Source organism: Acinetobacter yuyunsongii, assembly GCF_041021915.1.
Classification (GTDB): Bacteria; Pseudomonadota; Gammaproteobacteria; order Pseudomonadales; family Moraxellaceae; genus Acinetobacter.
In genome coordinates, this window is sequence record NZ_CP157435.1 from 1,837,302 (window position 1) to 1,861,036 (window position 23,735).

A 23,735-nucleotide genomic window follows, 5' to 3' on the forward strand; every position below is an offset into this window, starting at 1 on the left:
TTACATTTAAATCTTTTTTACTTCTGCAATCCATTTCTGTTTCTCATCATCAGAAATAAAGGATGCCTCAAAAGAGTTAATTGCAAGTTGCTTAAGCTCATCATTCGATAAATCTAGAGCCTGCTGAATTGCTACAAAGTTATCATTCATATAACCACCGAAATATGAAGGATCATCCGAGTTTACAGTAACATGCACACCTTTTTGTAATAAACGGCGGATGTTATGCTCACCCATGTCATTGACAACACAAAGCTTTAAATTACTTAAAGGGCAAACTGTTAATGGCATTTTTTCTGCGATTAAACGTACCATTAACTGCTCATCTTCTTCTGAGCGAACACCATGATCAATACGGTTTACTTTGAGTAAATCCAAAGCTTCCCAGATATATTCTGGGGGGCCTTCTTCACCTGCATGTGCCACAATCAAGAAACCTGCTTCACGTGCTTTAGCAAAAACACGTTCAAATTTCGAAGGAGGATGCCCTACTTCGCTTGAATCTAAACCAATTGCAATAATGTCATCTTTAAATGGCAAGGCTTGCTCAAGTGTTTCAAATGCTTTTTCTTCACTTAAATGACGCAAAAAGCACATGATCAATTGAGAACTAATCCCTAATTTTTCTTGAGCATCTTTACAAGCACGCTTTAAACCTGCCAGTACCGTTGCAAATTCAACCCCACGCTCAGTATGTGTTTGTGGGTCGAAGAACATCTCTGTATGCACGACACGATCTTCAGCACATTTCTCGAAATATGCCCAAGCTAGATCATAAAAATCTTGTTCATGCACCAGCACGTTCGCACCAGCATAATAGATATCAAGAAATGATTGAAGATTATGGAAGTTGTAGGCTTGCTTTATTTCCTCAACTGATTGATACGGAATCTGAATCTGATTACGCTGTGCAATTGCAAACATCAGTTCTGGTTCAAAAGTCCCTTCAATATGCACATGCAATTCGGCTTTGGGTAAAGCACGAATCAGCTCGATTTGATTCATATTAACTCCACGTTTAAATAAAAAAGGGTGTTGCCTGTTCGGTACACCCTCTAAAGGTTTTATCAATAACTTTTAAATGGCTCAACCACCAAATGCAATAAATTTAAATACCCACAGTGCAGCAATAATCCAAACCATGTAAGGAACTGTTTTTGCTTTGCCTGTAAATAATTTGACTAATGCATAACTAATAAAGCCCATTGCAATACCATCCGCAATTGAATACGTAAATGGCATAAATACAATCGTTAAAAATGCAGGTACTGCTTCTGTAATATCATCCCAATCAATATGTGTGATTCCTTGAATCATCAACACACCGATAAATAATAATGCAGGAGCTGTTGCAAAACTTGGAACAGATTGAGCTAATGGTGCCAAGAATAAGCAGCCAATAAATAAGAATGCAACGACAACGGCAGTCAAACCTGTACGACCACCCGCAGCAACGCCAGAGGCAGATTCGATATAAGGTGTGGTTGAAGATGTACCTAATGCTGCACCTGCAACAATTGCTGTTGAATCAGCAAACAACGCTTTCTTCAAACGAGGTAACTTACCATCTTGTAGTAAACCTGCACGGTGCGATACACCAACCAAAGTCCCTGTACTATCAAATAAATCGACAATAAAGAAGACAAAAATCACACCAACCATACTTGCCGTAAATAAACCTTCAAAGTCCATTTGCATAAAGGTGGGTGCAATCGATGGAATTTGTCCCACAACACCTTTAAATTCATTTAAGCCTAAAGCTGTCGCTATTCCAGTCACAGCAAGAATACTAATGATGATCGCACCACGAACTTTTAACTGGTGTAAAACCACAATCATTAAAAAGCCAAATAAAGCCAGTAAAACCGTAGGTTGCTTGATATTTCCCAGACCAACTAAAGTCGCTGGATTGTCTACAATGATGCCTGCATTTTTAAGCGCAATGAGGGCAAGAAATAAACCAATACCCCCGCCAATCGCAAATTTAAGCGACATAGGAATGGCATTGACAATCGCTTCACGAATTTTAAAAAAGCTGATTGCCAAAAAGATTAAACCTGATACAAAAACAGCCGCAAGCGCCGTCTGCCAAGGTACACCCATGCCTAAACAGACCGAATAGGTAAAGTAGGCATTTAGGCCCATCCCCGGTGCAAGTGCGATTGGATAATTGGCAACAATCCCCATTACCAAGCAACCAATAGCAGCAGCTAAACAGGTTGCAACAAACACGGCACCATGATCCATTCCAGTTTCGGAAAGAATAAGTGGGTTTACAATAATGATGTAACACATCGTCAAAAATGTAGTTACACCCGCTAGAACTTCTGTTCTGAAGTTGGTTTTGTTCTCACTTAATTTAAATAAGCGTTCTAAAACACCAACCGAAGCATTAGGCGTTGTCATAACATCGCACCTGTTAAAATCTGAGATCTTAGGAATTGAAATCTATACACTTGCATTTCAATCTTTTTTGAATTTGCGAAATGGCATACACAACGACAAAGCAATCTCTATGCCAGCCGAATGCTTGTGACACCAACAAGATGTATAAATCTGACCCGCTATCAAAATGTAAAAAGCTGCATAACAAGATGCAGCTTTTTATTCAATGGTAAATATTTTAACAGATTTTAAGCAAAACTTGATGGCTTCAAATCAAAAAAAAGCCTAGTTATCATACATTCTAGAAAGACACATACACTGAATTGCAATAATTATTGATTAATATCAATGACTATTGATCGTTCTTATACGATGGCAAATGTGTATGCTTGGTATAATTAGGATTATTCTGGATCATATGCAAACTGTGTTCCGCATCATTTACAATTTTCGTAAGCTCTTGGCGTCTTTTATCTTGGGCATCTACATATGCAGCGTAACCTAAAACAACAATCGAACAAACAACAAGCAATGGAAGGAATTTCTTCATTATTATCTCTATTGTATGCTTTTCTTGAATATTAACAATAATAAACAAAAAAGAGAATTAATTAACATTAAATAATCAAAAATTAGAAATAATTCACAATTATATGATTGTTTATGAATTGATTTTGTATATTTTTCATCCAAATAAATCTTAAATTATTTATATTCTTAATGCAATTGCATTTTATATAATTCAATTAGATAGCTTGAAATTTAAGCATTTTTTATAACATTTGTTAAAATTAAAGATGGATTATTATCAAAAATCAAATAAAAAAGCGTCTTTAGTTTAACTAAAGACGCTTTTACTCATATGCGATCTAAACAAGTTTAAAACTGATAATTCAATCGAACTAGAACATTACGTGGTGTTCTAGGCATTGACTCTGAGCGCCAATAGTCTTTATTGGTTAGGTTATTTACAGCAAGCGTAACGTTCCAAGGATCAGCGCTATAACCAATTGCAGCATCTAAACGCGTGAATCCTTGAAAATCGATAGGCGTATTATCTAAATTGCCATTGGAATATATCTTCGCATCACCAACATAAGTTGCGCCAATTTCACCATAGATCTTCTCGACTGGTAAATAGCGTATAAATAAGTTTCCAGTATGGCGTGGAGTATTATTGAGTACTTTACCAACATTGGCCGCTTTATTGTCTTTAGAAATCTCTGTATTCATATAACTATAGCCTCCCCGTACAAACAAGTTATCTAAAGCACGTCCAATAAAGCTAAACTCTATCCCTTTAGATTGATGCTGGACCCTTCAATATTTCAATACGCTCAATATTGGCAGTACTACGGCGAACTTGACCACTTTCACGGACACCATCACGATAGATATCGCCAGTATCTGCATTAAATCCACGGAAGTTGATGCCATCACCACGCATGTCATAGCTCGTTGATATCCCTGGTGTTCCCTGTAACATGACACTTAAATCATTTGCACCATAGATTTTATATTTCTGAACATCAATCGTATCAATCGTTTGAGGAATATCTTTTTTCTTTAGCCCATTTCGAGTCACGCTGGCTTGTTCATAATCAATATAGCTTTTAATTGGATCAAGCTCGCTCATTGCTTCAATTTTAATCGTTGGCATAACCGCAGTCTGAGTATTGTTCTCGTTGGCAAATAGGTACTGCGCTTGTAAGAGCATTAAGCTTAATGCACTAAATCTAAAAATAGGCTTGTGAGAGAGCGTAACATATCGAGATGTCATAAGAATTCCAAACAAAAAATCAGACAAATATTAAGTAAAACTTAAAATATAAAAAACAATACAATATTAATGAAAATAATTCTTATTTTTACCATATTTTACATAAATTCTTTTATCTCAGCTTATTTAGCAGTCAATTTTTATAAAATAATGCTCTTTAATAGCGCATAAATAATTAAAAAATATTTTTTAAATCTGAGGCTTATTTAAGCTAAATTCCATTTTTCTACACAATTTTACATTAGGCTACACACAAAATAATTTGATCTTTCTTTTGGGGTACTTGAATGAAATATCCACTCTATTCTGGGAAATTGAGTGTACTTAGCTCGGCATTACTGAGTATCAGCACTTCAGTTTTCGCCGCTGATAGCAACATAACAACACCTACAGAACCAGCAACGCAGGTTTTACCTACCCTATCGTTTAAAGCATCGGCAGAGCCACAGAAACCAAAAGATGATGATATAAGTGCTGTACCTAAAACCATTATCACCCGTGATGAAATGCTACAGTACGGCGATCAATCCGTGATGGATGCATTACGTAGAGCTGCTGGATTTCAACTTCCGACACCTGGACAAGGTCCACGCGGTGGTGGTGGCGCTTCTGGAATGCGTTTCCGTGGTGGAGCTGGTCCAACATTCCTTATCAATGGTGAACCTGTGCAAGGTGGACCACGTGGTGGGATGTCTATTATTGACACGATTACCCCTGAAATGATTGAACGAATTGAAGTCGTGAAGCAGCCAAGTGTTGCTCAAGCGTCTGTTGCGTCATCAGCTGTTATCAACATTATTTTGAAAGAACCTCTCGATAGTCGCATCAGTGGCTCGATAAAAGTAGGTTATGGTAAGTATGAGGATTCTGAGAAACAATCAAAGAGCGAACAAAAAATCAGCCTACAAGCTGACGGTCGTGAAAATCAATGGTCATATAGTATTTCTGCAAATCAAATGTGGGTTGATAACACATCTCTAACCAAAACAGAAACATCAGCGGGTACACGTGAACAATCGCGCACGGTCAATCGAAGCATGCAAATGTTCTCACCACGCTTGCAATACGATCTCGATGATCAACAAAAATTGATTGCCGAATTATTCTATCGCAACATCAAAATGGATGGTTATTCAGCCAATCAAACGCAAGATGATAAAAATGATAGCATTCGTCTAAATACACGTTATGAACGAAAAGACAAAGACTTAAGCGATAAGATTCGGCTATCCGTTGAACGTCAAACCGAAACTCAACTCACCCGTTCACCTCAAAATACCATTTATACCGATGAAACCATTCATGAATATGGCCTCGCTTATGATGGGATGCGTAAATTAGATCCGACTCGTCAAATCAAATTTGGTGTTGATACACGGAGTAGTAATTTAGACAGTAATGTGAGCAATCGTTTAGATGAGCAACGTTATGCTTTATATGCCGAGGGAAGCTGGCGTTTTACAGATCGACAAACCATTACGTTGGGCGCGCGCCAAGAATGGTTAAATCGCTCTGGTCTAGTTGATTATCAGGACCAACATCTTAGCCCTGTACTTGCTTATCGTTTTGATCTAACCGAACAATGGTCGATTCAAACCAACCTGAGCCAAGCATTTAACAGTCCAAAAACTGATCGTCTCATTCCGAATGTCACTGTTTCTACAGATAGCGATGCTGGTTCATTGAATAATCCTGATCGCGGCGGTAATCCTGACTTAAAACCAGAGAAAACAAGCGCTGTAGAATCAACTCTGGCATATGACTCAGCGAATGGTGGTATGAGTTTAACTGCATATCATCGCGAAATTAAAGATTACATCGAAAAGGTGATTGCGCTTGAAGGGTCACGTTATGTTGAACGCCCACAAAACCAAAATCAAGCAACGACCTATGGTGTTGAACTTTCTGGACGTTATGCGCTGAAACAAACGGATGCAGGTCATTCATTTATGCTGAATGGGCAAATATCAACGATTCGTGCAAAAGTTGAAGATGAACAGCACAATGAGCGTTTAGTCAGCGATGTTGCCCCGTATAATGCAAGTGCTGGGTTATCTTATAACTTTAAGCCTTGGCAGCTTTCTACCAGTATGAATCTAAGTTATACACCTGAATTTACGCGTGGTTTAGATGGTCAACCTTATGATCGAACCACCAATCAACGTTTTGGATTAGACCTCAGTGCAACCAAGCGTTTCACTGGTGGCTGGGCGGCAAGTTTAAATCTCAACAATCTACTCAGTACAGATTATAAAGAACGACTGACCAATCAATCTGACGGTAGTTTATATCAAGCAAGAACAAATCAAGGTATAGCGAGTTTCCAATTCTCTGTTGAGAAAAAGTTCTAACTTTACTGCCTAGGCTAAATTGATTCATCATTAACAAAAGCCAGTTATGAAAATAGCTGGTTTTTTTAGATTTCAAAATAGATATTAAAAATCTAACTATGAAAATTTTCGATATTGGGAATGCTATGATCTTCATCCTACTTTCATCAGTGCTTAGAGGATAATATGAGAGCCGAACTCAAAGCCAAAATCCTACAGGTCTGCGATGAAAAAATTGCAAAAAAAGGCAGTAACGTCGGACTTTCTTTCTATGCCTTTTTTGCCAATAAAAATGATGATCCTAAACACTTAATGGAAGCTGCCCCATTGGTGAATCATTGAACATCGACTTGATCATTTTGAAAAAGCTGACAAAATCAAAGCACTGGTACTAGCCCAATCTGACAACTGATCGATAGACTTAATACACATCGCATTGATAACGCTGTTGCTGCTTAAGCTGTTCTACCTGTTCATACCCTAGAATCTCTTTTAGAACTTGATCAACACCGCTCGCCATGCCTTGTAAACTACCACAGACATATATCGCTGCGCCTTGTGCAATCCATGCTTGTAATTGAACTGATTGTGTTCTTAGACAATCTTGCACATAGACTTTTTCAGCCTGATCACGTGAAAAAGCATAATCCACATACTCCAGAAAACCATGCTGCTGCCAATAGCGAATCTCTGTTTGGTACAAATGATCAAACTGCTGCTGTCTTTCACCAAAAATCAACCAATTCCGTCTATATCCCCAATGCTCACGTTGGCGTAAATGTGCAACTAGACCTGCGATTCCCGTACCATTGCCAATTAAAATCAGTGGTCGATCATCATGAACTAAGTGAAAACTTGGATTATGACGTATGTTGGCTTGCAGCGATTGGTCTTGCTCCAACCCCACTGTCAACCAACCTGAGCCTAGTCCTAAACCTGATTCAGTCTGTTGCTGTCTCACCACCAATTCAATTAAACCATTTTCAGGTAAGCTTGCAATCGAATACTCACGCTGAGCTAAGGATTCAAATTGTGTAATCCATTCAGCAAATGAAAGTGATGCGCGAGGTGGTAATTTTCTTAAATTTAAGCGGCGCAGTTGAGGTATGAAATCCACTGCATCTTCTTGCTGTTGTGCTACTAAAAAATTCTGAATATCAATCGTATTGTTTTCACATTGAATTTCTAAAATATCGCCTGATGACCAAACCAAATCTTGTTCAGGAATTAATTGGATTTTATAAATTGCTTCCCCAATACTGCCTCTATTCAAGCATTGGCGATGAGCAAACTTTAATTCTACATGCTCTTTTTCAATAGATAGCGCTGAAAATTGAGTGCTGGTTAACTGCTCCAAGCCAAGCAACCATTGTTCTAAATCACGACTATTGAGCTGATCCACACAAACTATTGGAAATAGAGCTTGAGCTTGTTGCTTCAATAACCATTGTTCTAGTGTTTTCCCAAACTGACAAAAATTCGAGTAACGTTGATCACCCAATGCAAGCACTGAAAATAACAAATGCGATAAATCTAAAGATTGGGACAGAATTTTATGGACAAAGGACTGGGCTGCATCAGGTGCATCCCCTTCTCCATAGGTACTCACCACCCATAAAATACGTTGATGTTGCGTTAAATCAGTAATACTCAGTTCTTGAATATTTCGAATTGCAGTGCGATGATCAATTAAACGCAATTGTTCAGCGGTGTGATTTGCCCAAGATTCAGCATGCCCCGATTGACTTGCATACACCACTAAATAAGCAGGATGATCTTGATTCGTTTTTTGCTTCGCATGACCTTGTTGCCATAATAACCAAACAATTATAAAAAGATGTAGACTCAATAATATTGCCAATATCACAATAATCGTCAGTACAGCTTGAGTCATCCTTTCACCCTTAAATGGCAGACCAAATGAGCAAAATAATTGCCGATAAACTACATGCCGTTAAAAGCAGATGTGTCACTAAACGGGTTTTAATGGTCAGGAACAGAATATAACCTGCCAAAGATAATAAAATAATGATGATCGCACTAATATCAATTAACCAATGCCAAGCTGTTCCAACGTTTTTGCCACGATGCAAATCATTCAATAATGAAACAGCGGTGGCTGGTTTCTGCGTTATCTCAACATCACCATTGTCGAGCAACACCCATAAGTCTGTTGAACCTGCTGGGCTTTCGAGACGAATCATGATCTCACCGTCTAGCACTTCACTACTTTTATAACGACCAATCAAAGGCTGTTTCGAACGAACGTATTCCACAATACTTTGGCTTGGATTCTCTTGTTTTTGCAGAGACGCAACCAGTGTTGGCGGTAAAGTGAATGTGGTGGTTTGCTCTTCATTTTTTGATTTAAACCAATCAGGATTATTGAGAAATAAACCTGTAGCAGCAAAGAAGATCAAAACGATAAAGGCAAAGGCAGAAAGCCAACCATGCACATAACGTGCATGGCGGTAAAAATCACAGCGTTGATACAAGGGACTAGCCTCATAAATGGAGTGATGCTAGAAATTAAGCACCACGTTGGAAATTCAATTTAACTGTACCAATTTCTGCTTGAGCGGGCAGCGTTTGTGTTGCAGCTTTTGGTGTGACATTCAATTCAATGGTTTGATAAGAATGATCACCATGCTCACGCGAGGTTTCAATATGGATAATATATTTACCTGCATTCACTATTTTACCCGCTTCGTCTTTACCATCCCAAGCCAACTTATACTGTCCTGGTTGACGTGAAGGTTTTGCAACAGCATCTAAGTTTGGCATTTGACGACCATATCGACGCCACCAAACATAGTTAGAGTTAATCCACTTCTCATCTTTACCCCAGACAGCCAGTGTACGCACAATCTTTTTATCGCTATCTGTAACCCAAACTGACACATAAGGTGCACGGTAGTTATCTACTGCGATTTTTGGAATATTCACCTCTAACTGAGCTTGGTAGCCTTTTGGCCAAGCTGTTGCTGCGCCATTCGCCGCAACATGACGCATTAGAGCAGGTTGATTGGCATCTAATAATGATGACCAGCCTGAACTTTGATAACGTGTGCCGTCAGTTGCAACAAGTTGAGCTTCATAACCGACGAGTTGTTCAATCAGTTGCATCCCTTCATGCGCAGGCATTGCGGTTAATGCTGTTGCTAAAGCATCTGAATCAGCAGCACATTGTCCAACCACAACACATTGTTCAACGTTTTGAATCGGTTGTCCTGTATGTGGATTTAACAAATGTGATTGATCTGCGAACCCACGATAGCCTTGACCACTAAAAGCTACAGCTTGATCTTTCAGGTTGAGTACCTGAGTTGGTGCAACATTATCAAAACGTTCATTCGAGTCTTGTACACCAACTTTCCAACCCGCTTGTTGAGGTGATTGCCCCCATACACGCATATCGCCACCAATATCGATCAGAATACCTTGTAAATGTGGCACTGCTTGTTTAGCTGCTAACAAAGCACGGTCAATCACATAGCCTTTAGCGTAAGCATCAGGGACGATTTTAATAGCTGATGCTGTTTTAATTTGCTTGGTTACAGGATTCAGTTCAATACTTTGCGTCTGTAACTGTCGCAATAAAGATTCTTGAGTATTGTCATCCAAGCGTTGGACTTGATTGCTATTTTCCCATAATTGGATCAATTGCCCCAAACGTGCATCAAAACCGCCACACGTTGCAATGCGCCACTGTTCACAGGCTGCGACAACATCATAAAGCTCAGATGAAGCCGAAATTTGCTGCTCACGATTTAATTGGCTGATTTCACTATCAGCACGCCAAACTGAAAGAATCTGATCAAGTCGAGCAATTTCTGTCTGAATCGCTTGTAATGCCTTTTCTGCATCTTGTTGCTGAGATGTAGTGACTACAACATCTAAAGATGTGCCTAACACATGATCTTGATGAAAACGATAACTTGGTAATTGGATTGGCGCGGATAATTGATGTGCATCTTTTATATTTATACTTAGTTCATCTGCTTGAGTCGCAGTAAATGGGGACATCAAAACTGTTAACGCAGCCATCAACGGAGATAAACGAAAAATTATCTGTATTGGACGAAAAATTTGTTGAGTTGATGACATACGGGGATTCCATTTTCCAAGATTTACTTAAAATCTACTGGTCGCTCAATTAAAGTAATGCTCTTCTTCTATCTCAATACTTAACTTAGACTACGATATAATTTGATCAAATTTTTCAATAAAATCAATAATATTAATCTGCATAAAAACTTAAGTTAAAAGAGAAGAATAACTTTTTAATCATCAACTTAGTTTTTGAACATGACGATTAAAAATTTATCGAAATAATATTGCAATTGATACTCGTTATCAAGTAGATTGTGGCAAATCTTTTGCATTTTTGTATATTTCTCTTTTAAGGAATTTTTCATGCGTCATTTGATTACGACTGGATTACTCGCGCTGTTACCAACGTTGAGTTTTGCTCATACTGCCAGCCCATTTTTACTGCCTGAAGTCTTCGATAGCAAATCTGACAGTGTGAGCTTTCAAAGTGGTATTACAGTAGAAAAATTCTTTGTCGCAAGTAGAAATTTTAAAACCAGCTATCAAGTCACAACGCCTGAAGGTAAAACTGAATCTTTCAATGCAGCAGCTGAACTCAAAAAGTTTAATATCGCTGAATTCAATTTAACCAATGATGGTACCTATCGCATTCGCACAAAAGAAGCGACTGGTAATCCAACCAAATATGCTCAAGTTGATGGGCGTTGGTTACGTGTTCGTCCATCACGACCTGCAAATGCTGCACCTATGCAACCTCAAGCAAATGCTGAACAAAAAGCACCTCAGCAAGCAAGCCAACCACCACGTTTTGTGACAGAGGATCAAATCACGGCTAATGCAAAAACACTTCAAACAACAAACTATTATCTTGCTGAAAGCTTTGTGACAAAAGGCAAACCAAGCCCAATTCCACAAGTTGAAAATAAAGGTTTTGAATTTAAGTTTTTAACACACCCAAATGAATTATTTGCTGGTGAATCACTTAAAGCACAAGTTTTAATGGATGGCAAAGCTGTTCCTAACTTAGAAGTTGATGTCTTTAAAGGTGCGAGCAGCTATCAACCCAATGCTAAACGTGAACAACCGCACGTGAAAACCAATGCAAAAGGTGAAGTCGAGATTAAATTTAGCGAAGCAGGCATTTATTTAATTACCGCGACTTATCCAGAAGCGAATAGTGACAATACCAAACCACCTGTTGCTCAAAGCTACACCTATAGCGTTACCGTTGAAGTGACGGAGTAAGCCATTCAGGCACTTACATTTACATTTTTTGTAAGTGCCTTTGATTTTCCTGTCTGATTACAAGCAATTCAAATTTCTGCTTTGACTGACTTACCAGTTTAATGCGAACTTGTTTTAGACAACAAATTCAGGACCAGAACGCCACTCATAATCAATGCAATGCCAACAATTCCCCAGACATCCAGTTTCTGGTCAAATACAATCCAAGCTACAGTCGTAATGAGGACAATCCCGACACCCGACCATACCGCATAAGCAATACCAACGGGAATTGTTTTCAATGTGAGAGATAAACAATAAAATGCAATCATATAACCGAGTACAACAACAATAGATGCAATCGGCTTTGTAAACCCTTCACTACTTTTTAAAGCAGAAGTAGCAATCACCTCAGCAACAATTGCGATAAATAAAATGAGCCAATTCTTCATTCAATTTCCCATAGATAAATGGTTAAGAACAAAATTAAAAAAATACCCTCTTATAAAAAGAGGGTATTTTTAACACGTAACTTTATACAAGAATTATGCTGATTTCTTCGCCATATTGTTTTTACGAATGGTGATCATCAATAATTGTACTGCTGCGGGAGTCACACCTGGGATACGACTCGCTTGTGCCAAAGTTTCTGGACGAACTGTTTTTAACTTCAAGGTGATTTCACGTGACAAACCTGAAATCCCATCATATTCAAAATCAGCAGGAATTCGGGTTTCTTCTAGACGTTTCAATTGTGCAACATCTTCATGTTGACGGTTGATATAACCTTCGTATTTCACCGCAATTTCGATTTGCTCACCCACTTGCTCTGAAACTTCAGAACCCGTTAATTCTGCAATTTGACTGAAATTGATATTTGGACGTTTCAATAAATCAATCGCACTACATTCTTTACTAAGATCAGCACCCGTCATTTCAACGAATTTTTTACCCATTGGATTATTTGGCGCAGCCCATAAATGTTGTAAACGAGAAGTTTCGCGCTCAACTGCTTCCATTTTTTCGCTATATGCAGCCCAACGCTCATCATCCACTAAGCCAAGCTCACGACCAATGGATGTTAAACGTTGATCAGCATTGTCTTCACGTAACATCAAACGGTATTCCGCACGTGAGGTAAACATACGGTACGGCTCTTTAGTTCCAAGTGTAATCAAATCGTCAACCAATACGCCCATATAAGCTTGATCACGTTTTGGTGTCCATTCCTCTTGTTCCCAAGCACGGCGTGCAGCATTCAAACCAGCAAGCAAGCCCTGTGCACCCGCTTCTTCATAACCTGTCGTACCGTTGATTTGACCCGCAAAGTACAGATTTTGAATCGCTTTGGTTTCAAGTGTAAATTTCAATGCTTGTGGATTGAAATAGTCATATTCAATCGCATAGCCTGGACGCAAGATATGCGCATTTTCCATACCACGGATCGAACGAACTAAATTGAACTGTACGTCAAATGGTAAAGAAGTCGAAATTCCGTTTGGATAAAGTTCATGGGTATCCAAGCCTTCTGGCTCCAAGAACACTTGATGTGAATCTTTATCAGCAAAACGGTGAATTTTATCTTCAATTGATGGACAATAACGCGGGCCTACGCCTTCAATTACACCCGTATACATAGGTGAACGATCTAGACCACCACGAATAATTTCATGGGTTTTTTCGCTTGTATGGGTAATATAGCAATTCACCTGTTCAGGATGCATAGATGCATCACCCATAAATGACATTACAGGCGATGGGAAATCACCTGGCTGCGGCGTCATAACAGAGAAATCAACTGTACGGGCATCAATACGCGGTGGTGTACCTGTTTTTAAACGACCTACTGGCAATTTAAGTTCACGCAAACGATGAGCTAATGCAATTGACGGTGGATCGCCCGCACGACCACCACTTGAGTTTTGTAGACCAACGTGGATCACACCGCCCAAGAAAGTACCTGTCGTCAATACCACAGTTTTGGTATCAAAACGGATGCCCATTTGGGTTACAACGCCTTTAACGGTATCGCCTTCAACAATCAAATCATCCGCAGCTTGTTGGAAAATATCTAGATTCGCTTGATTTTCTAAAGTATAACGAATTGCAGCTTTATAACGAACACGGTCAGCCTGTGCACGTGTTGCACGAACAGCCGCACCTTTACGAGAGTTTAGAATACGGAACTGAATACCACCTTTATCCGCAGCAAGTGCCATTGCACCACCGAGTGCATCAATCTCGCGGACAAGGTGTGATTTACCAATACCACCGATTGCAGGGTTACAGCTCATCTGCCCCAAAGTTTCAATATTATGCGTCAACAATAATGTTTGTCTTCCCATACGAGCAGCAGCAAGCGCCGCTTCCGTACCAGCGTGACCGCCACCAATTACGATAACGTCGTAAACTTTAGGATAGTGCATAGTGGTAAATGTGTATTCAAAAAATGACAGAGTATTATACAGGATTTTTCATATTAAGTTGACAAAAACCGTCAATATTCTTATTCACTAGAAATCAATGGTCTGTATACAAAACACACAAAAAGAAACCTTCTGTTGCATTTTTCTCCAATGGTTAACAAAGCGCCACACAATCATTAACCTGATCACCACTGTTTTAGTGAATGAATTTCTTATTCTAGTTAATGCATAAAATACTTTAGGAAAATGATATGAACAAAAAGCTTTTAATTTCATCGTTTCTTTGTAGCCTATGTTTAGCTGTAACTGCACAGGTAAATGCTAAATCGACTGTTGATGCTCAAACTCAAAAGTATCAACAAGTTTGTAAAAGCAAAAAACAAGGTGATATGGTTTCTTTTGCTTATAAAGGTGTTGTTTATAACGGTACATGTGAACCGAATGAAGCTGGAAAACTAGCATTCCAGCCACCGATGCCTGCTAACAACGCGACACCTGAAACTCAAAGCAAAATTTCAGAAACTCAGTCCGCACCTCGTCCAGTAAGTTCAGTCCAAACACCATAGACTTATCAAATAGGAAAATTATAAATATTTAAAATGATAAAAGAATGTGACCTAAGCACATTCTTTTATCCTATTTGATGTGATCAACACACTAAATTCAAAAAAAAGATCTTAAAATTGTAATCTGCCTATTTTATAATCCCTTTAGACTAGCTGAATCTATTACAATAACCCCAAATACATTTACTTAGGTTTTCCTGTGAACTGGCTACAAATTCATATTACCGTTGATCAAGATCAAGTTGAGCTTACTGAAACACTGCTTCTCTCTCTAGGTGCTGTGAGTGTGACTTTGGATGATGCTGAAGATCAGGCACTTCTTGAACCATTACCGGGTGAAACGCCACTATGGAATAAAGTTATTGTTACTGGAATTTATCAACAAGAAGAAGATGATCCTATCGATGTTGATACCTTAGAAGCTTTCCTCAAGGCGCAGCTTCCTAACGTTCCGATGCGTCATGAATATTTAGAAAATCAAGTATGGGAACGCGCATGGATGGACTATTACGAACCAATCCAAATTGGCGAGAAATACTGGATCGTACCTGAGTGGTTAGAACCACCTGAAGCTGATGCAACAAATATTAAACTTGATCCAGGTCTTGCTTTTGGTACAGGTAACCATGCAAGCACTTTCTTGTGCCTACAGTGGTTGGGTAAAACCGACGTAAAAGATAAAATCGTCATTGACTATGGCTGTGGTTCGGGCATTTTAGGCGTTGCAGCTTTATTGCTTGGTGCTAAAAAAGTTTATGCCACTGATATCGATCCTCAAGCAGTATTGGCTACAAAACAAAATGCAGAATTAAATGGTGTACTTGAGCGTCTTTATGTAGGATTACCTGAAGAGTTTGAGCAAGAATTCAAACAACAACAAGCGGATATACTTGTCGCGAATATTTTAGCGGCACCGCTCATGGCACTTGCGCCTGAATTCTCAACTTTATTGAAAAATGAGGGTGAATTCGCACTTGCTGGTGTAATCGAAGAGCAAGTTGCTGATGTTTCTAGTGTTTATTCTGAATTTTTTGATATATTACAAATCGAAAAACGTGAAGAGAACTGGTGTCGCATCTCAGGAAAACGTAAAACAACAATTTGAGAAATTTGTTCCTTATGAGTGAAAAACAAACCCGCTGCCCTAAATGCTCAACCGTGTATAAAGTAAGCCTTTCACAACTTAGCGTTGCACAGGGCATGGTTTGTTGCCCAAAATGTATCATTAATTTTAATGCTTTAACGAATCTAATAGATTCTGAAACCGCTGACACGACCTTAACACCACCAAATCGTTCATTATTTTCTTCGATTCAACCCGATAGTTCTTTTGCTGAGAAGCAAATGCAAATTTTGAGTATTTTTGATCAGAAAATTGAAAACTCAAATATTGATTTATTGACTTATTTAAATAATTTAAATTACTTTAATACTGAACCTGTTACGGCATTGCCTAATTTGAACTTATCAGAAGATAACTTATTAATCCTCCATGAACAAAATCATAAACAACATGGCTGGCTTTATTACACATTGTGGGGATTAGGCAATATTGCATTAATTTTAGTTTTTGCTTTTCAGATTTTATGGTTCAATCCAAAACTCATGCATGATAGTCCAGCATTGAATCAAATCTTTAACTATGCTTGCAGTGTAGTAACGTGCAAAATAAAGAATGAACAGTATAAATTTCTTAGTTTTGAAAAAGTAAAAATTAAACGTGTAGGAAAAGATGAAACAAGCTTCACGGGTGTATTAGTAAACCGTCACAAAGATAGTCTTGTGATCCCCTCTATTAAAGTGATTCTAAAAGAAAATGGAGAAATCATCACCGATATCACGCTAAAGCCACAGGATTATTTAGTGGATAGTTTAAAAAGCATCCAAAGAATCCCAACGAATAGCCCTTTTAGATTCGAATTTATAGTGCCAAAGAGTAAAAATAGCTTCGATGATTATAGTTTAGAAATTGTACAGCCTTAAAAGCGTAGAAAAATGACAAAAAAATAAAAAAAAGTGCAGTTAATTTGCTCACTTTTTCGCAGACAGTGGTATGATACGCGCCACGAATGCTTAACCCACTTACTCCTCGTTATTTATAGACAATAAAATCGTTAAACGAACTGTGCTTCTAACACATAAGCGCATTGTTGGTTTTTTTGTTTTTGAAAGTAGGCTGTAACAAATATTTAACTATTGTTACGCTTATTTTTTACACAAATCGAGGATTTGTGGCAAGCTAATAGTCCCTTTGTTTTAGAGTCACTGTTTTAGGATCTAAAACAGGACTCAGTAATTTAGACCACATTTATATATCACTTTATCCAAGTGGTATTTTGATTTTTCGGATTAACACGCATGAATAGCAAATCTCCTATTTTTACGGCTCAATCTGATGTCGCTCTTCGTATCCATGTAGATCGCGCAGTTCGTCATTATTTTGCACAATTGCAAGGTGAGCAACCATCTCAAGTTTATGACATGGTTTTAGCAGAAATGGAGAAACCTCTTTTATCTGTGGTCTTAGAATACACTCGTGGCAATCAAACGCGCGCTGCTGAGATTTTAGGCCTTAACCGCGGAACTTTACGTAAAAAGTTAAAAGCTCACGGTTTAATGAGTGAATAATTGATAAAATGCTCACGTTCTCGTGGGCATTTTTTTTGCCTTTTATTTTTAATCTGTAGACTTCAAACTGTTGACTAGAATCATGACTATCAAACGTGCTTTAATCTCTGTTTCCGACAAAACTGGAATCGTTGAATTTGCTCAAAACCTTGCTGGATTAGGGGTAGAAATCTTATCTACGGGTGGTACATACAAGTTGCTTAAAGACAACAATATCGCTGTAGTAGAAGTTTCTGAACATACAGGTTTTCCTGAAATGATGGATGGTCGTGTTAAGACACTACATCCAAAAATTCATGGTGGTATCTTGGCACGTCGCGGTCTAGACGAAGCTGTGATGCAAGAACACGATATCGATGCAATTGATCTTGTGGTAGTAAACCTTTATCCATTTGCTGAAACAGTTGCTAAACCAAATTGCTCACTTGCAGATGCGATTGAGAACATCGACATTGGTGGTCCAACAATGGTGCGTTCAGCAGCAAAGAACCATGCTTCTGTGGGTATTATTGTAAATGCTTCTGACTATGATTTAGTTGTTGCTGAATTAAAAGATCATGGTGCACTTTCTTACGAGACTCGTTTCGACTTAGCGGTAAAAGCGTTTGAGCACACAGCACAATATGATGGCATGATTGCATCTTATCTTGGTGCTCGTGTTGGCAAAGCTGAAGGTGAAGCAGATTTATTCCCTCGCACGTTCAATACCCAACTTAATAAAGCTCAAGATTTGCGTTATGGTGAGAACCCTCATCAAAATGCAGCATTCTATGTTGAAGCAAATGCTACAGAAGCATCAGTTTCAACTGCGAAACAATTACAAGGCAAAGAATTGTCTTATAACAATATTGCAGATACAGATGCAGCACTTGAATGCGTAAAATCATTTGCAAAACCTGCTTGTGTCATCGTTAAACATGCAAATCCATGTGGTGTTGCAGTTTCATTAGATGGTATCCAAGCGGCTTATGATCTTGCTTATGCAACTGATCCTGAATCTGCATTTGGTGGCATCATTGCATTCAACCGTGAATTAGACGTTGCAACTGCACAGGCCATTGTGGATCGCCAATTTGTTGAAGTGATTATTGCACCAAGTATTGCTGAAGGCGTACTTGAAGTTACTGGCGCGAAAAAGAATGTACGCGTGTTAGTCTGTGGTGAACTTCCTGCAATCGATGCACGTGCGCCGCAACTTGATTATAAACGTGTCAATGGTGGTTTGTTAGTTCAAGATCAAGACTTAGGCATGATCACTAAAGATGATCTTAAAGTTGTGACTAAACGAGCGCCAACTGAACAAGAAATTGATGACATGATTTTTGCTTGGAAAGTTGCAAAATATGTGAAATCAAACGCAATTGTTTATGCCAAAAACCGTCAAACAATTGGTGTAGGTGCAGGTCAAATGAGCCGCGTGAACTCTGCTCGTATTGCTGCGATCAAAGCTGAACATGCAGGTTTAATTGTTGAAGGTGCAGTTATGGCATCAGATGCATTCTTCCCATTCCGTGATGGTATTGATAACGCTGCAAAAGCTGGTATCAAATGTATCATCCAACCTGGTGGTTCTATGCGCGACGAAGAAACGATTGCTGCAGCAGATGAAGCTGGTATTGCAATGGTCTTCACTGGTATGCGCCACTTCCGTCACTAATAGATTTAAAAAATCCCTCTTGCGATGTTTTAGTTGCATCTCAAGGGGGAATTTTCTATTTTTAGTGGATGTACTTGAGATACTTAAAAAGGAAATAAATTAATAATGAATATTTTAGTTTTGGGTAGCGGTGGCCGTGAACATGCACTTGCATGGAAAATCGCACAAGATGCACAAGTGACTAAAGTTTTTGTTGCGCCAGGCAATGCTGGTACTGCAACTGAAGACAAATGTGAAAACGTTGAACTTGATATTTTAGATAATCCAGCAATTATTGCTTTTGCCAAAGGAAATGATGTTGCTTTAGTGATCGTAGGACCTGAAGCTCCATTAGTAAATGGTGTTGTGGATGCTGCACGCGAAGCTGGTCTAAAAATTTGGGGTCCAACTCAATACGCAGCTCAGCTTGAAGGTTCAAAAGCATTCGCTAAACATTTCTTAAAACGTCATAACATTCCAACTGCTTTTTATGATGTATTTACTGAAGTGGATGCGGCTAAGGCTTATGTCGAGCAGAATGGCGCCCCTATTGTAATTAAAGCTGATGGTTTAGCTGCAGGTAAAGGCGTTATCGTTGCGATGACTAACCAAGAAGCTTTTGATGCCATTGATGATATGTTAGCGGGCAACAAATTCGGTGATGCTGGATCACGTGTTGTGATTGAACAATTCCTCGAAGGTGAAGAAGCAAGCTTCATTTGCATGATCGACGGTAAAAACATTTTACCGATGGCAACTTCACAAGACCATAAGCGTATTTTTGAAGGTGACCAAGGTCCAAATACGGGTGGTATGGGTGCGTACTCTCCTGCTCCAGTTGTTACACCGGAAGTATTTGAACGCGTAATGAACGAAGTTATGCGTCCTACTGTTGATGGTATGGCAGCAGATGGTCATGTTTATACTGGTTTCTTGTATGCTGGTTTGATGATTGATGAACAAGGTCAACCACGTGTGATCGAGTTTAACTGTCGTTTTGGTGATCCTGAAACTCAACCAATCATGATGCGTTTAAAATCATCTTTAGTTGATTTAGTAGAAGCTGGTATTGCTGGTAACTTGCCAAGTGAAGCCGAATGGGATGATCGCAAATCAATCGGCATTGTACTTGCAGCTGAAGGATATCCTGAAACTGTACGCAAAGGTGATGTGATATCAGGAATTGGTCAATCTCCAGAAGATACAAAAATTTTCCATGCAGGTACTGCAACGACTGAAGATGGTCATGTGATTACTGCAGGCGGTCGCGTGCTTTGCGTGACTGCGCTTGGAGACACCGTTCTAGAAGCTCAAATCAATGCACTAGAAGTATGTGGTCAAGTGACATTTGCAGGTATGCAGTATCGTAGTGATATTGGTTATCGCGCAATTGCACGTGAAAAAGCAGAATAAGCTTTGGTTAATTAACAAAAGCCTTCTTCGGAAGGCTTTTTTATTCTTTAATTAGCATAAAAATCATTTCCTTATTCATTATTTAAATATTAAATTCAGAAAAATATATATCACTAATTCAATAAAATCTGACATTTCCACCATTAGAAAAAACTACAAAAGTATCATTTATTTACTTTTACCAAAATTAAACTATTTTTCTAATAATCATATATTTATACCCACAAGTACAAAATAGAACACTATAACAGAACCCAAATTATTGTTATGATTGCCAAAATTTTCGGCGAGTACTTTTAGTTTTATACATATTCTTTTATATATGAATAAGAATATGAAATTTAACTCGAAAAGTATCAGCTAATCTCGATTTGATATGAAAATTATTGAACCAGTATGCTTAAGTCAAATCCTTAAGATCAACGTTCTTGATTTTCTGTTGTTGCAAATAATCCGATCAGTCGCCTGTTCATAACACTAAATTTTGAACCGACTCACCTCTTTGTAACAAGAACCATATAGCTCTTTAGTAATGCATTAGCGGATTATTTACTAAGCATTATTCCGATTAGGATTTACACATGAAAAAGCTAATTAGTCTTTTTTTAAGTGTGTCTGTGTTATTACTTGCAGCGTGCAGTAAGCAACCTGACACCAAAGCAGAACAAAAAAATGAAGCGGGTGGATTACAAACCGTTGTAATGGCATCAACAGGTTCAGATGCTGATATTTGGCGTTTTATTGCGACCTTGCCAGAAACTAAAGCTGCTGGTATCAAGCTTGAAGTGAAAAACTTTACAGACTATGTAGCTATGAATACAGCTGTAGCAAATAAAGAAGTTGATGTGAATGCATTCCAATCATATGCTTACCTTGTTGCTTTCAATGCTTCAAATCAAGATAAGATTGCACCAGTTTCAACGACGTACTTAGAGCCTATGGGCATCTACTCAAGCAAAGTCAAAAAGGTCGAAGAGTTTGCTGAAGGTGCTTCTATCGCGATTCCAAACGATGCAGCAAACGAAGCTCGTGCGTTATTGTTATTACAAAGTGCTGGTTTGATCAAATTAAAAGCTGACTTTGATCCAGCAAAAGGCACACCAAGCGATATTATCGAAAATACGAAAAAACTCGATATTAAACCAATTCAAATGGCAACTGCTGTACGTGTTAAAGATGAAGTTGATGCGATTGTATTGGGGAATACCCTTGCAATGGAAGGCGGTTTAAATGTTCTAAAAGATTCTATCTTTTATGAACCAATTGACCAAAGCACGAAGCTGAATGTCAACATTTTAGCTGTAGCTGATTCAAGAAAAAATGATCCTGTATTACAAAAGCTAGGAACTCTTTATCACACAGAAGCGGTGAAAAAATATGTTCAAGAACATTTTGCTGGTACGAAAGTTGACGTGAATAAACCTGTTAGTTATCTCACAGAAACAAATTCGTAATATAATCTGTATAGGAAACAGGCAAATCACTTTGCCTGTTTTTTTCATTTTTGCTTAGTATTGACGATATGATCCAATTTAAAAATATTTCAAAGCATTACCAGCTAAAAGGTCAAACGATCAACGCTCTGGATCAAATTAATTTAGAGATTCCAGAAGGCAGTATATTTGGCATTATTGGGTATAGTGGTGCGGGGAAAAGTACGCTAATACGTTTGATTAATCTGCTTGAACGCCCTACTCAAGGTCAAGTCATTATCAATCAGACTGATTTTACGGCTTTAGATGCCCGTAGCCTTCGTCAAGAACGTGCAAATATTGGCATGATCTTCCAGCATTTCAATTTATTACAGACCAAGACGGTATCTGAAAATATCGAGATGCCACTAAAATTACTGGGTCATAGCAAAGTTGAACGTGAAAAGCGTTTGAATGAGCTGTTAGACTTTATTGATCTAAAACATAAAAAAGATGCATATCCAGATGAGTTGTCTGGCGGTCAAAAGCAACGCGTGGGTATTGCACGTGCACTTGCCAATCATCCTAAAATCCTGCTTTGCGATGAGGCAACTTCCGCTCTAGATCCTCAAACCACAAAATCAGTACTAGCATTATTAAAGAAGATTAATAAAGAGCAGAATATTACGATTGTTATGGTGACCCATGAAATGGATGTAATTGAATCTGTTTGCGATTATGTTGCGGTCATGGAAGCGGGCAAAGTGATTGAAACTGGTCCAACTTTAGATATTTTCAGTCAGCCTCAACATCCCACAACCAAAACCTTTATTCAGACTGTTTTACAACAGCAATTGCCGATTAATATTTTAGATAATTTAGAACATCAAAATCACAATAGTATCTATAGCTTGCAATTTCTCGGCACATCAGCCCAAGAAACTGTTATTCAAGCCGTCATTAAAAAATTCGATATCAGCTTAAATATTCTTTTTGCAAACATGACTGAAATTAATGGCACTGTAATCGGACAAATGTTTATTCAACTTTTGGGCGATCAACTCATCATTCAGGAAGCAATCAAATTTCTTGAGGGTCAAGGTGTAAAAGTTGAGCAATCAGGAGTCAGTCAATGAGAGATTTAATTGTACAGTGGCTCACTGAAGTGACAGCTCCTTTTTGGAAAAGTGCTTTAACAATCGACCAGTTTGTTACAGCATTGCAAGAAACATTTCAAATGGTTTTCTTCGCTTTATTGTTCGGCTGCATTTGGGGATTCATTCAAGGCATAACTTTAGTTGTTACGCGTACAGGTGGTATTTTACAGAATAAAGCAATTTACTATGCCATAAACCCCATCGTAAACGCACTCCGCTCTTTGCCCTTTATTATATTACTGATTGCTGTTATCCCTTTGACTAAACTGTTAGTCGGTACATCAATTGGGACATGGGCTGCGATTGTGCCTCTAACGATTTATGTAGGACCATATTTAGGTCGTCTCATCGAAACATCTTTGCTTGAAGTTAACGAAGGGATTGTTGAATCTGCACAAGCAATGGGAGCTTCGCCTTGGCAAATTATTTTCAAGTTTATCATTCCTGAAGCACGTAGCTCCCTTATCCTTAACTTAACCACTGGCACAATTTCTTTAATTGGCGCAACGGCGATGGCAGGTGCAGTTGGTGCGGGCGGTATTGGTGATTTAGCGATTTCATACGGCTATCAACGCTTTGATACTAGTGTGGTCATCTTAACCGTGATCGTGCTATTGCTTTTAGTTCAATTCGTTCAATCTTTTGGTGACTGGTTAGCAAAATTACGCTAATCACAGCAACAGACAAAGCTCTCATTTTGAGGGCTTTTTTTTCTACCTTTCTAT

19 protein-coding genes and 2 pseudogenes are annotated in these 23,735 nt (G+C 38.5%); 12 read left to right on the forward strand and 9 right to left on the reverse strand.

Features of this window, described 5'->3' with window-relative positions; genetic code table 11:
- Positions 1-6: 6 nt before the first annotated feature.
- From ABLB98_RS08860 to ABLB98_RS08875, 4 genes and pseudogenes are all read right to left on the reverse strand, one after another.
- Positions 7-1,005: an adenosine deaminase gene (locus ABLB98_RS08860; RefSeq protein WP_348882475.1), complete on the reverse strand. Its 999-nt coding sequence runs from the start codon at positions 1,003-1,005 to the stop codon at positions 7-9.
- 81 nt (positions 1,006-1,086) lie between these two features.
- Complete coding sequence (locus ABLB98_RS08865) at positions 1,087-2,406, reverse strand: NCS2 family permease (RefSeq protein ID WP_005161017.1); 1,320 nt, start codon at positions 2,404-2,406, stop codon at positions 1,087-1,089.
- 331 nt (positions 2,407-2,737) lie between these two features.
- Entirely contained in the window at positions 2,738-2,935 is a 198-nt protein-coding gene (locus tag ABLB98_RS08870; RefSeq protein WP_348882476.1) for a hypothetical protein, read from the reverse strand.
- Between the two features lie 329 nt (positions 2,936-3,264).
- Positions 3,265-4,165 (reverse strand): annotated as a pseudogene (locus ABLB98_RS08875) (TonB-dependent receptor).
- A gap of 287 nt (positions 4,166-4,452) precedes the next feature.
- Here ABLB98_RS08875 and ABLB98_RS08880 point away from each other — a divergent pair.
- Together ABLB98_RS08880 and ABLB98_RS08885 are read left to right on the forward strand one after the other, a co-directional pair.
- A complete protein-coding gene (locus tag ABLB98_RS08880; RefSeq protein ID WP_348882477.1) occupies positions 4,453-6,516 on the forward strand; it encodes a TonB-dependent receptor in 2,064 nt (687 codons plus the stop codon).
- Positions 6,517-6,681: 165 nt separating this feature from the next.
- Positions 6,682-6,907, forward strand: a pseudogene (locus ABLB98_RS08885) (DUF6500 family protein).
- Between the two features lie 9 nt (positions 6,908-6,916).
- Here ABLB98_RS08885 and ABLB98_RS08890 read toward each other — a convergent pair.
- Genes ABLB98_RS08890 through ABLB98_RS08900 form a run of 3 tightly spaced genes read right to left on the reverse strand, consistent with a single transcriptional unit; the run spans position 6,917 to position 10,602 of the window.
- Positions 6,917-8,389 (reverse strand): sulfite reductase subunit alpha, encoded by a 1,473-nt coding sequence (locus ABLB98_RS08890; RefSeq protein WP_348882478.1) that lies wholly within the window; start codon positions 8,387-8,389, stop codon positions 6,917-6,919.
- 10 nt (positions 8,390-8,399) lie between these two features.
- Complete coding sequence (locus ABLB98_RS08895) at positions 8,400-8,990, reverse strand: PepSY-associated TM helix domain-containing protein (protein WP_348882479.1); 591 nt, start codon at positions 8,988-8,990, stop codon at positions 8,400-8,402.
- 34 nt (positions 8,991-9,024) lie between these two features.
- Positions 9,025-10,602: a DUF2271 domain-containing protein gene (locus ABLB98_RS08900; RefSeq protein WP_348882480.1), complete on the reverse strand. Its 1,578-nt coding sequence runs from the start codon at positions 10,600-10,602 to the stop codon at positions 9,025-9,027.
- A gap of 309 nt (positions 10,603-10,911) precedes the next feature.
- Here ABLB98_RS08900 and ABLB98_RS08905 point away from each other — a divergent pair, with 309 nt between their 5' ends.
- Entirely contained in the window at positions 10,912-11,793 is an 882-nt protein-coding gene (locus ABLB98_RS08905) for a DUF4198 domain-containing protein (RefSeq protein WP_087536078.1), read from the forward strand.
- 98 nt (positions 11,794-11,891) lie between these two features.
- Here the strand turns inward: ABLB98_RS08905 and ABLB98_RS08910 are convergent, their stop codons facing one another.
- Both ABLB98_RS08910 and mnmG read right to left on the reverse strand, forming a co-directional pair.
- Positions 11,892-12,224, reverse strand: coding sequence for a multidrug efflux SMR transporter (locus ABLB98_RS08910; RefSeq protein WP_348882481.1), 333 nt, complete (start codon positions 12,222-12,224; stop codon positions 11,892-11,894).
- Between the two features lie 93 nt (positions 12,225-12,317).
- Positions 12,318-14,198, reverse strand: a complete 1,881-nt coding sequence (gene mnmG, locus ABLB98_RS08915) for a tRNA uridine-5-carboxymethylaminomethyl(34) synthesis enzyme MnmG (protein ID WP_348882482.1) — start codon at positions 14,196-14,198, stop codon at positions 12,318-12,320.
- Between the two features lie 251 nt (positions 14,199-14,449).
- Here mnmG and ABLB98_RS08920 point away from each other — a divergent pair, with 251 nt between their 5' ends.
- From ABLB98_RS08920 to ABLB98_RS08960, 9 genes are all read left to right on the forward strand, one after another.
- Entirely contained in the window at positions 14,450-14,764 is a 315-nt protein-coding gene (locus ABLB98_RS08920) for a hypothetical protein (RefSeq protein ID WP_005215318.1), read from the forward strand.
- Positions 14,765-14,963: 199 nt separating this feature from the next.
- Positions 14,964-15,869, forward strand: coding sequence for a 50S ribosomal protein L11 methyltransferase (gene prmA / locus ABLB98_RS08925; RefSeq protein ID WP_050041886.1), 906 nt, complete (start codon positions 14,964-14,966; stop codon positions 15,867-15,869).
- Between the two features lie 14 nt (positions 15,870-15,883).
- A complete protein-coding gene (locus tag ABLB98_RS08930) occupies positions 15,884-16,747 on the forward strand; it encodes a DUF3426 domain-containing protein (RefSeq protein ID WP_087546784.1) in 864 nt (287 codons plus the stop codon).
- A 375-nt stretch (positions 16,748-17,122) separates the two neighbouring features.
- On the forward strand, positions 17,123-17,392 hold the full coding sequence (fis, locus tag ABLB98_RS08935) for a DNA-binding transcriptional regulator Fis (protein WP_001086304.1): 270 nt from the start codon (positions 17,123-17,125) through the stop codon (positions 17,390-17,392).
- An 82-nt stretch (positions 17,393-17,474) separates the two neighbouring features.
- A complete protein-coding gene (gene purH, locus ABLB98_RS08940; protein ID WP_348882483.1) occupies positions 17,475-19,049 on the forward strand; it encodes a bifunctional phosphoribosylaminoimidazolecarboxamide formyltransferase/IMP cyclohydrolase in 1,575 nt (524 codons plus the stop codon).
- Between the two features lie 105 nt (positions 19,050-19,154).
- Positions 19,155-20,441 (forward strand): phosphoribosylamine--glycine ligase, encoded by a 1,287-nt coding sequence (gene purD, locus ABLB98_RS08945; protein WP_348882484.1) that lies wholly within the window; start codon positions 19,155-19,157, stop codon positions 20,439-20,441.
- 581 nt (positions 20,442-21,022) lie between these two features.
- Complete coding sequence (locus tag ABLB98_RS08950; RefSeq protein ID WP_004955163.1) at positions 21,023-21,895, forward strand: MetQ/NlpA family ABC transporter substrate-binding protein; 873 nt, start codon at positions 21,023-21,025, stop codon at positions 21,893-21,895.
- Positions 21,896-21,963: 68 nt separating this feature from the next.
- Positions 21,964-22,989 carry a methionine ABC transporter ATP-binding protein gene (locus ABLB98_RS08955; RefSeq protein ID WP_004912274.1) on the forward strand — a complete coding sequence of 342 codons (1,026 nt, stop codon included), beginning with the start codon at positions 21,964-21,966 and terminating at the stop codon, positions 22,987-22,989.
- Entirely contained in the window at positions 22,986-23,681 is a 696-nt protein-coding gene (locus tag ABLB98_RS08960) for a methionine ABC transporter permease (RefSeq protein WP_004912277.1), read from the forward strand. Before ABLB98_RS08955 ends, ABLB98_RS08960 begins: the two co-directional genes overlap by 4 nt.
- The last annotated feature ends 54 nt before the right edge of the window (positions 23,682-23,735 follow it).